Origin of the sequence: Nocardia sp. NPDC057440, assembly GCF_042802915.1 — a bacterium.
In the GTDB taxonomy this organism is placed as follows: Bacteria; Actinomycetota; Actinomycetes; order Mycobacteriales; family Mycobacteriaceae; genus Nocardia.
The window spans coordinates 62982-72689 of the sequence record NZ_JBHVDF010000010.1; the positions used below are offsets into that span (position 1 = coordinate 62982).

8 protein-coding genes are annotated in these 9708 nt (G+C 67.2%); 4 read left to right on the plus strand and 4 right to left on the minus strand.

Going from position 1 to position 9708, the window contains the following annotated elements:
* The first annotated feature begins 2 nt into the window (after positions 1–2).
* Positions 3–1184: a cation:proton antiporter gene (locus ACFU4Z_RS21280; protein ID WP_379065547.1), complete on the plus strand. Its 1182-nt coding sequence runs from the start codon at positions 3–5 to the stop codon at positions 1182–1184.
* On the opposite strand, the gene ACFU4Z_RS21285 is transcribed toward ACFU4Z_RS21280, so the two are convergent.
* Positions 1185–1946 (minus strand): rhomboid-like protein, encoded by a 762-nt coding sequence (locus ACFU4Z_RS21285; protein ID WP_379065549.1) that lies wholly within the window; start codon positions 1944–1946, stop codon positions 1185–1187. It lies immediately after the preceding gene.
* A gap of 175 nt (positions 1947–2121) precedes the next feature.
* On the opposite strand from ACFU4Z_RS21285, the gene eat reads away from it, so the two are divergent.
* The 3 genes from eat (at position 2122) to eutC (ending at position 5905) form a co-directional block, all read left to right on the plus strand.
* The gene (eat, locus tag ACFU4Z_RS21290; RefSeq protein WP_379065551.1) at positions 2122–3543 is read left to right on the plus strand and encodes an ethanolamine permease; all 1422 of its coding nucleotides are present in this window, start codon (positions 2122–2124) and stop codon (positions 3541–3543) included.
* Positions 3540–4952, plus strand: a complete 1413-nt coding sequence (locus tag ACFU4Z_RS21295) for an ethanolamine ammonia-lyase subunit EutB (protein WP_379065553.1) — start codon at positions 3540–3542, stop codon at positions 4950–4952. Before eat ends, ACFU4Z_RS21295 begins: the two co-directional genes overlap by 4 nt.
* Positions 4953–5107: 155 nt before the next feature.
* Positions 5108–5905, plus strand: coding sequence for an ethanolamine ammonia-lyase subunit EutC (eutC, locus tag ACFU4Z_RS21300; RefSeq protein ID WP_379065963.1), 798 nt, complete (start codon positions 5108–5110; stop codon positions 5903–5905).
* On the opposite strand, the gene ACFU4Z_RS21305 is transcribed toward eutC, so the two are convergent.
* From ACFU4Z_RS21305 to ppgK, 3 genes are all read right to left on the minus strand, one after another.
* Positions 5880–6746, minus strand: coding sequence for an MHYT domain-containing protein (locus ACFU4Z_RS21305; RefSeq protein ID WP_379065555.1), 867 nt, complete (start codon positions 6744–6746; stop codon positions 5880–5882). The two genes, eutC and ACFU4Z_RS21305, sit on opposite strands and share 26 nt — an antisense overlap.
* 219 nt (positions 6747–6965) lie before the next feature.
* Positions 6966–8315, minus strand: coding sequence for an RNA polymerase sigma factor (locus ACFU4Z_RS21310; RefSeq protein WP_379065557.1), 1350 nt, complete (start codon positions 8313–8315; stop codon positions 6966–6968).
* Between the two features lie 217 nt (positions 8316–8532).
* The gene (ppgK, locus tag ACFU4Z_RS21315; RefSeq protein WP_379065559.1) at positions 8533–9291 is read right to left on the minus strand and encodes a polyphosphate--glucose phosphotransferase; all 759 of its coding nucleotides are present in this window, start codon (positions 9289–9291) and stop codon (positions 8533–8535) included.
* Positions 9292–9708 lie beyond the last annotated feature (417 nt).

The following is a 9708-nucleotide window of genomic DNA, read 5'->3' on the forward strand; positions in this document are numbered from 1 at the left end:
CCGTGACAGAAACCGCGCTCGCACTACTCGAGCTCGGAGCTGTGCTGTTCGTCCTTGGCATGCTGGGCAGAGTCGCAGGCCGCGTCGGCATGTCGCCGATCCCGCTCTACCTACTAGGCGGGCTGGCGTTCGGCCAAGGCGGCTTCATCGAACTCGGTGCAGCCAACGAATTCGGCCATATCGCCAGCGAAATCGGCGTTGTTCTGCTGTTGCTGCTCCTCGGACTCGAGTACACCGCGCCGGAGCTGGTCACCGGGTTGCGGCGCTCCTGGGCCGCGGGTCTGCTCGACATCGTCTTGAACGCGACCCCCGGCGCTGTGGTGGCACTCATGCTCGGCTGGGGCGTGAACGGCGCGATCACCATGGCGGGGGTCACCTACATCTCGTCCTCGGGGATCGTCGCCAAGGTGCTCAACGATCTCGGACGGCTCGGCAACCGGGAAACCCCGGTGATCCTGTCGATTCTGGTGTTCGAAGATCTCGCGATGGCGATGTATCTGCCTTTGCTCACCACGATTCTGGCGGGTCTGAGCTTCTTCAGCGGGTTGAAGGCACTGGCCATCGCGCTGGTGACGGTGACGGTGGTGATCGTTGTCGCGCTGCGTTACGGCCGCATCGTGTCTGCGGTCGTCGACAGTTCCGATCGCGAGGTGTTCCTGCTGAAGCTGCTGGGCGCCGCGCTGCTGGTGGCCGGGGCGGCCTCCGCGTTGAATGTCTCCGCGGCGGTCGGCGCGTTCATGCTCGGTATCGCCATCTCCGGTTCGACCGCGCACGAGGCGGCGAAACTGCTGGAACCGATTCGGGACCTCTTCGCGGCCATCTTCTTCGTGGCCTTCGGGCTCAGCACCGATCCGCAGGCCATCCCACCGGTCCTCGGCTGGGCCATCGCACTCGCGGTCATCACGATGCTGACCAAGATCGCCACCGGGTGGTGGGCCGCCAGCAAGCAGGGCGTCCGGAGGATGGGCCGCGCACGGACGGGCGCGGCACTGGTCGCGCGTGGTGAATTCTCCATCGTCATCGCGGGATTGGCGGTCGCCATGGGCGGGGTCGACGGCGACCTCGCGGCGTTCGCCTCGGCGTACGTGCTGCTGATGGCGGTGCTCGGTCCGATCGCGGCGCGCGTGGTCGAACCCGTTATCGGCCTGGTGCAGCGTCGCGTCGCGCCACCGGCCACCGCCTGATCACGCCTGCCGATCAATCTCGTCGGACTGGGTGCGCGCTCGTTCCACGCGTTGCCAGAAAGTGCTCGCGACCGTGCCGACCAGCAGTCCGATCAGTGCCGCGCAGAGGTGGCCGTAGTCGGTGAATGTCGGGCCGACGACCAGGGCCGCGGCGAGCGTGACGAGGATGAGGCCGATCCACACCACCCGGACCTTGCCGCGGAAGCAGAACGCCATCGCGGTCAGCACCGCGGTGAATCCGTAGCTGGTGCCGACATCCGCGGCGACCGCGACCCTCGTCGGGATGATGCCGCGGGTGATGAGACGGTCGATCGCGGTGACGGTCAACAAGGTCGCCCCGATGTGCCCCGTCGCGAACAGCAGGATCCAGCGTCCAGTGCCGAGCCAGCGTTCCGCGGCGGCCATCAGCAGCAGGAATTCGGCGATGGTCACCCACGGGAATTCGCCCTCGGTCCAGAACGCGGAGGCGACCAACACCTGAATCGGGTTGTGCTGCATGTTGTAGAGGTTGGTCGAGGCGGAGAAGATCAGCCTGCGCTCGACCTGGCCGCCGACGCCGCGCAGGGTCCACCAGGTGATAAAGAGGGTGAACGCGTACGCGGTGCTCGCGGGTGCGCCGGAGAGGTGATGACGCACCGCGGGCGGAATTCGGCGCAGCAGGCCGGGGCGGCGTATCCAGGCCAACGCGGCGCACACCTCCGAGCCGAGATCGACGGTGTGGATCCAGGGTGCCCGAGGCCTGCGCGAAGTGGGAGCAACCACGCTATGCAGTGTGCCGTGCGCCGCCCGGTCGTGTCGCCCGACCCGCCCTCGGTGTGCCCGGGGTCACCTGACCCGGCGGTTCGCTCGTAACCTCCTGTCACATCCGTGCAACATGCCCATCCCAGAATTGGGCCACCGACCAGGTTGGCCGGCGGATGAGGAGTGCACAGCAAACATGACGATCGATGAGGGGAAGGTCGGCAGCCCGACCGGCGACGACTATCTGGCCAAGCGCACGCTGCGCTCCGGCACGGCGGGGTGGGTGCTGCTGGCGGGGCTCGGGGTGAGTTATGTGATCTCCGGCGACTACTCCGGCTGGAACTTCGGGATCGCACAGGGCGGCTTCGGCGGCTTGCTCATCGCCACCGTCGTGATCGCGGGCATGTATCTGGCGGTGGTGCTCGGCATGGCCGAGCTGTCGGCGGCCCTGCCGACCGCGGGCGGGGGCTACACCTTCGCCCGGCGCGCGCTCGGTCCGTGGGGCGGCTTCGCCACCGGCACCGCGGTCCTGCTGGAATACGCGATCGCGCCCGCCGCCATCGCCACCTTCATCGGCGCATACATCGAATCGCTGAATCTGTTCGGTATCACCGACGGTTGGTGGGTGTATCTGGCCGTGTACGCGCTCTTCATCGGCGTGCATCTGACGGGTGCAGGGGAGGCGCTCAAGGCGATGTTCGTCATCACCGCCATCGCGCTGGTCGGTCTCGTGGTGTTCGCGGTATCGGCATGGGGACTTTTCGACGCGGGCAACCTAACCGATATCCCGGCCGATCCCAACGCCGCGGGCAGCTCGTCGTTCCTGCCGTTCGGTGTGTTCGGCATCTGGGCCGCCATACCGTTCGCGATCTGGTTCTTCCTGGCCGTCGAGGGTGTGCCGCTGGCCGCTGAGGAGGCGCGCGAGCCGGAGAAGAACGTGCCCAAGGGCATCATCATCAGCATGCTGGTGCTGATCGTCACCGGCGCGGCCGCGCTCTTGCTCGCCACCGGAGCCCTTGGCGCCCAGGCGATTTCGACCTCCGGCAACCCGCTGGTCGAGGCGCTCGGCGACGGATCGGCCGCCAAGCTGGTGAACTACATCGGGCTCGCGGGCCTGGTGGCCAGCTTCTTCTCCATCGTGTACGCGTATTCCCGCCAGACCTTCGCGCTCTCGCGTGCGGGCTACTTGCCGACCGGCCTTTCGGTCACCAACAACCGCAAGGCCCCGGTGCTTGCGCTGATCGTGCCCGGCGCCATCGGTTTCGCGCTGTCGTTGACCGGTGAGGGCGCGATGCTGCTGAACATGGCCGTGTTCGGCGCGGCGGTGAGTTACGTGCTGATGATGGTCAGCCACATCGTGTTGCGGGTCCGCGAACCGGACATGCCACGGCCATACCGCACCCCGGGCGGCATCGTCACCACCGCGTTCGCGCTCGTGATCGCCTGCGCCGCCGTGATTGCCACCTTCCTCGTCGATCCGGTGGCCGCATCGTGGACGCTCGCCGCGTTCGTGGCCTTCTTGCTGTATTTCGCCCTCTACAGCCGCCACCGGCTGGTGGCGAACTCCCCGGACGAGGAGTTCGCCATGCTGGCCCGCGCGGAAGAGGAACTCGAATGACGCGCTACACCCAGCAACTCGGCGCCACCACCTATGTCTTCGACGGACTGGTCGAACTGCTCGCGAAGGCCACCCCATTGCGCAGTGGCGATGAACTCGCGGGCTGCGCGGCCGGGTCCGATGCCGAGCGGGCCGCCGCCCAGTGGGCGCTCGCCGAGGTGCCGCTGCTGGAGTTCCTGAACGATCCCGTCGTGCCGTACGAGTCCGACGAGGTCACCCGGCTCATTATCGACACCCATGACCGCACCGCCTTCCAGCCGATTTCGCATCTCACCGTCGGTGGGCTGCGGGACTGGCTGCTCGAGGTCTCGGCGGGCGTCGGCGCGGCGGTGACCTTGGCGGCCGTCGCGGCGGGCCTGACGCCGGAAATGGTCGCGGCGGTCAGCAAGATCATGCGCAACCAGGATCTGATCGCGGTGGCGCGTGCCGTCGAGGTGACCGCCGGCTTTCGCACCACCATCGGCCTGCCGGGGCGGTTGGGCACGCGGTTACAGCCGAACCATCCCACCGACGATCCCCGCGGCATCGCCGCCGCCGTGCTCGACGGGCTGCTGCTCGGCTGTGGTGACGCGGTGATCGGCATCAATCCCGCCACCGATTCCCCGCAGGCGACCGCCGATCTGCTGCATCTGCTCGACGAGGTGCGCACGCGCTTCGATATTCCGACCCAATCCTGTGTGCTGTCGCATGTGACAACCACGCTGGGGCTGATCGAGGCCGGTGCGCCGGTGGATTTGGTGTTCCAGTCGATCGCGGGCACCGAGGGCGCGAATGCGGGCTTCGGGGTGAACATCTCGCTGCTGCGCGAAGCGAACGAGGCAGGCCGCTCGCTCGGCCGCGGCACGGTCGGCGACAACGTGATGTACCTGGAAACCGGTCAGGGATCGGCGCTGTCGGCGGGCGCGCACCTGGGCGCCGGTGGCAAGGCCGTCGACCAGCAGACCTTGGAGGCCAGGGCCTACGCGGTGGCACGCGACCTGGACCCGCTCCTGGTCAACACGGTTGTCGGCTTCATCGGCCCGGAATACCTCTACGACGGCAAGCAGATCATCAGAGCGGGCCTGGAGGACCACTTCTGCGGCAAGCTGCTCGGACTGCCCATGGGCGTCGATGTCTGCTACACCAACCATGCCGAGGCCGACCAGGACGACATGGACACGTTGCTCACCCTGCTGGGTGCGGCGGGCTGCGCCTTCGTCATCGCGGTGCCCGGCGCCGACGACGTGATGCTCGGCTATCAGAGCCTGAGCTTCCACGACGCGCTGTATGCCCGGCGCGTGCTCGGGCTGCGGCCCGCGCCGGAGTTCGAGGCGTGGCTGGACGGCCTCGGCATGATCGATGCCACCGGTCGCGTGTTGCCCGTCGAGCCGCTCGCCTCGCCGCTGCGCGCCTTGGCGGTGACCCGATGAGCGGCGATAGCGCGGACGCGGACGTCGTTGTGCTGTCCGAGTTCGCTGCCCGCACCGGGGCGGCGGGCCACCAGCAGAGCACGGTCGGCGAAGAGCTGCCCGCAGACGCCGTACCTGGTACCGATCGACAGGAAGCGGGCGCCGTGGCGTCGCCGATGATCGGATCGGATTACGCTGCGGAGCAACGGTTCTGGCAAGAACTGCGGCGCACCACCCAGGCCAGGATCGGACTCGGCCGCACCGGTGACGCCCTCCCGACGGGACGAGTGCTGGAGTTTCGTGCCGCACATGCGGCGGCCCGCGATGCGGTGCACATGCCGCTGGGCGTGGCCGAATTGGCCGAGCGGATCACGGCGCTGGGATTGGGGGACGTCGCGCACGTGCGCAGCCGGGCCCGCGACCGCGCCGAGTACCTGCGCAGGCCCGATTTGGGGCGGGTGCCTGCCGCTTCATCGGCAGGCGAGCATCACGTGCCCCACAGCGGCGCGGAGCTCGGATTCGTACTGGCGGACGGACTTTCGCCGCGCGCACTGACCGATCACGGCCCTGCTATGGTCGCCGCCCTCATCGACGAACTCGCGCCGCGGTATTCGATCGCGGCCCCGGTGATCGCCACGCAGGCGCGGGTTGCTCTCGGTGACCACATAGCCGAATTCATGGGTGTGGCAACGGTTGTCGTGCTGATCGGCGAGCGGCCGGGACTGTCGGTGGCCGACAGCCTCGGCATCTACCTGACCCACTTGCCGAGGCCGGGCCGGACCGATGCCGACCGCAACTGCATTTCCAACATCCACCCGCCGGAGGGGCTGGGTTATGCGCAGGCGGCAAAGGTGGTGGCGGGCTTGGTTTCCGGCGCTCGGATGCTCGGCAGGTCGGGCGTCGACCTGAAGGACACTTCGCGCATCGATGCGGTGGACGCGGGGGAGATCATCTCGATAGAGGCCGGTCGCTGATCTCGATGGTCGGCCAGTAGGCCGTCGCGGGCTCCAGCGGCTCGGGCTGCGCGATCGAAACCCTCCGTGCGGCAGCATTTTCCGTGCGCACATTGCTCAGCTTCAGTGGCGGCAGTTCGATACTGCGATCGATATCGGTGAGGCTGACGCTGATGAGCAGCAGCATGCTGACCACGCTGATCACCACGATCACCGGGGCGATCAGCTCCATCGCGCCGGTGCCCGACGGCGGCATCGCATGGTCGTTGCGGTGCGCGTGCATCGACGCCATCCCGGTGTAGTGCATGCCGCACACCGCGACACCCATGATCAGCGCCGCGGCGACGGTGGCGAGAAAACCCGTGACGCGCAACGTGAACCAGAGCGCGACAGTCGCGGCGACGACGGCGATCACCATCGATAGCGCAACCAGCGTCGAGTCGTAGGCGATGTTCGCGTCCGACTTCATCGCGTACATCCCGGTGTAGTGCATCGCACCGACCCCGATGCCGGTGAAGCTCCCGCCTGTCAGCAGGCCGAGCACTGTCGGCTGCGGCCTGATCACGATGACCAGTCCGATGCCGACCACCGCCATCGCGGTGACCGCGCTCAACAGAGTGAGTGGGACGTCATAGCGAATCTCGGTGCCGCGGATCGAAAAGCCAAGCATCGCAATGAAATGCATGACCCAGATGCCGGTGCCGCCGATGGAGATCGCGGCGGCGACGATCCAGCCGCCGCGGCTGTCTCCGGTGCGTGCCCTTGCGGCGCACTGCAATCCGAGCAGGCATCCGGTAACGGACATGGTGTAGGCCAGAAGTGGGGTGAGCAACCCGTAACTGAAATGATGAATATCTAGCACGTAACGCCCCCTGTACCGGAGTAAGAACATCCGGCTATTGAAACGACAGCGGGTCAGACGATACGGCAGGAATGCGCGGCTCGAGTCTCGAAAATTCAATCCGCAGAAGTGGTTTCGGTCACTTCATGGTTTGGTTGAAACCGAAATTGGTTAGCGGCCGGATAACGAAACAGGCCCGCATCCGCCGAGCGGATACGGGCCTGTCGGAACCGTTTCGATCTAGTCGAGGTAGTCCCGCAGCACCTGAGAGCGGCTGGGGTGGCGCAGCTTGCTCATGGTCTTCGACTCGATCTGCCGGATGCGCTCACGGGTAACTCCGTACACCTGGCCGATCTCGTCGAGTGTGCGCGGCTGGCCGTCGGTCAGACCGAAGCGCAGCCGGACCACGCCCGCCTCACGCTCCGACAGCGTCTCCAGCACCGACTGCAGCTGATCTTGCAGCAGCGTGAAGCTCACCGCGTCGACCGCGACAACGGCTTCGGAGTCCTCGATGAAGTCACCGAGCTGGCTGTCACCCTCGTCACCGATGGTCTGGTCCAGCGAGATGGGCTCACGGGCGTACTGCTGGATCTCCAGCACCTTCTCCGGCGTGATGTCCATTTCCTTGGCCAGCTCCTCCGGAGTGGGCTCACGGCCCAGATCCTGGAGCAGCTCGCGCTGGATGCGACCGAGCTTGTTGATGACCTCGACCATGTGCACCGGGATACGGATGGTGCGGGCCTGGTCGGCCATGGCGCGGGTAATGGCCTGCCGGATCCACCAGGTGGCGTACGTGGAGAACTTGTAGCCCTTGGTGTAGTCGAACTTCTCCACCGCGCGGATCAGGCCGAGGTTGCCCTCCTGGATCAGATCCAGGAACGCCATGCCGCGACCGGTGTAGCGCTTGGCGAGCGAGACAACCAGGCGCAGGTTGGCTTCCAGCAGGTGGTTCTTGGCGCGGTTGCCATCGCGCACGATCCAGGTGTAGTCGCGGCGCATGGCGACCGGCAGCTTCTCACCCTGCTCGGCGAACTCGCGCACCTTTTCCGCCGCGTAGAGGCCGGCCTCGATCCGCTTGGCGAGTTCGACCTCCTCCTCGGCGTTGAGGAGCGCGACCTTGCCGATCTGCTTGAGGTAGGCACGCACCGAGTCCGCCGAGGCGGTGAGCTCGGCATCCTTGCGGGCCTGCCGCAGTGCCTCTGATTCCTCCTCGTCCCAGACGAAGTCGCCGGAAGCCTTGTCGGCTGCCGTCGGCTCGGCCTCGGCTTCGTCGTCGGCGACCTCCTCGGCGGGGTCGTCGACGACCTCCTCCTCGACGAGGTCGTCCTCGGACACCTCCAGATCGCCGAGGTCCTCGAGATCGAGCGACTCCTCGTCGAGGTTTTCCTCGCCGGGCTCGCCGTCGGCCTTCTTGCCCGCGGCCTTCTTTGCGGGCGCCTTGGCAGCGGCCTTCTTGGCCGGAGCCTTCTTGGCTGCGGCCTTCTTCGCCGGGGCCTTCTTCGCAGCAGCCTTGCGGACCGGCCGTGCTTCGGTTACATCTGCGGAGTCGGCCTCGGCCGAGTCGGCGGTCTGACGGGTCGTGGCTACCACGTACGCCCTTTCGTGACGGTCTCGTGCGGCGTCACGCCAGAGTGGTGTTCCGGCGGAGCGGTCTGTCGGGTTTCACCGGCGGAGTGCCGGGCTGGGGGTTTCCGGCTCGCGGCCGGAGTACTTTCCATTGTAACGATCGAACCAGGGTACCCATGCCCACCTGTCGCATTGGCGGTTCCTCGGAACCTCGGCTCGGCGCTCAAAACGCCGCGCCGCGTCACGGCGCGATGCCCGCGTCGATGGCCATCGCCGCGCCGACGATGCCCGCGGTATTGCGTAGATCCGCGGGAATCACCGGAGTTCGATTGGTCAGCAAAGGAATCCACTGGTCCGCATCGCGGCTGATGCCGCCACCTGCGACGATCACCGTCGGCCAGAACAGATTCTCCAGACTGCTCAGCACTGTGCTCACCTCCGCCGCCCACTGCTCGTAGGACAGGCCGTCACGGTCCTTGATCGACGCGGCGGCCCGATGCTCGGCCTCCATGCCGCCGATCTCGAGATGGCCCAATTCGCTGTTGGGCACCAGCGTGCCGTGGAAGATCAGCGCGGAGCCGATGCCGGTGCCGAAGGTCAGCAGCAGCACCAGCCCGGCGAAATCCTTTGCCGCGCCATAACGATCTTCGGCCAGGCCGGCCGCGTCCGCGTCGTTGAGCACGGTGACCTCCCGGCCGCCGAGCGCGGCGGAGAACAGCGCACGCGCGTCGGTGCCGATCCAGGCCTTGTCGACATTGGCCGCGGTGCGTGCGACGCCGTCGAGCACCACGCACGGCAGCGTGATGCCGACCGGACCGTCCCAATCGGCCTGAGCGACGACCTTGGCCACCGTGTCGGCGACCGCCTGCGGTGTCGACGGATACGGTGTCGCGATCTTGATCCGCTCATGGACGAGCGCACCGGTGGCCAGATCCACCGCGGCGCCCTTGACGCCGCTGCCACCGATATCGATACCGAATGCGTGCCCCCGAGCGGACATGGCGATTCCCTCGTTCCCTGTGCTGGCCGGTGTGATGATGACGCCGCCGCACAGTCCCGCCACGGCCGCGAGGCACGTGAATGAGCGTGTGCCCGACGACGGCGCTGTGTCGTGCACGACAAGAGTAATAGCGTGCGCTGCTGCGCGTTCGGCGAGGATCTGTGATGCGATGGAGGCCGTGCTGAAAACCACGTCGCCAGTCACTGTCGAAGCCCCGTCGACCACTGTTGAAGCCCTCTCGACGCCCGCAGGCGACGAGGCCGAGCTGCGCCGGATCGCCGTCCATCTCGCGCGGACCGCGGCCGCGCACGTCCGGGCGCGGGGCGAGTCGGGTGTGGAGGCGGTGGGGGGGGGGGTTCGCGGGGTACGGGGTACGTAATGAGATAACCCCGTCCCCCGGGGAGTCGCGGGTCCAGA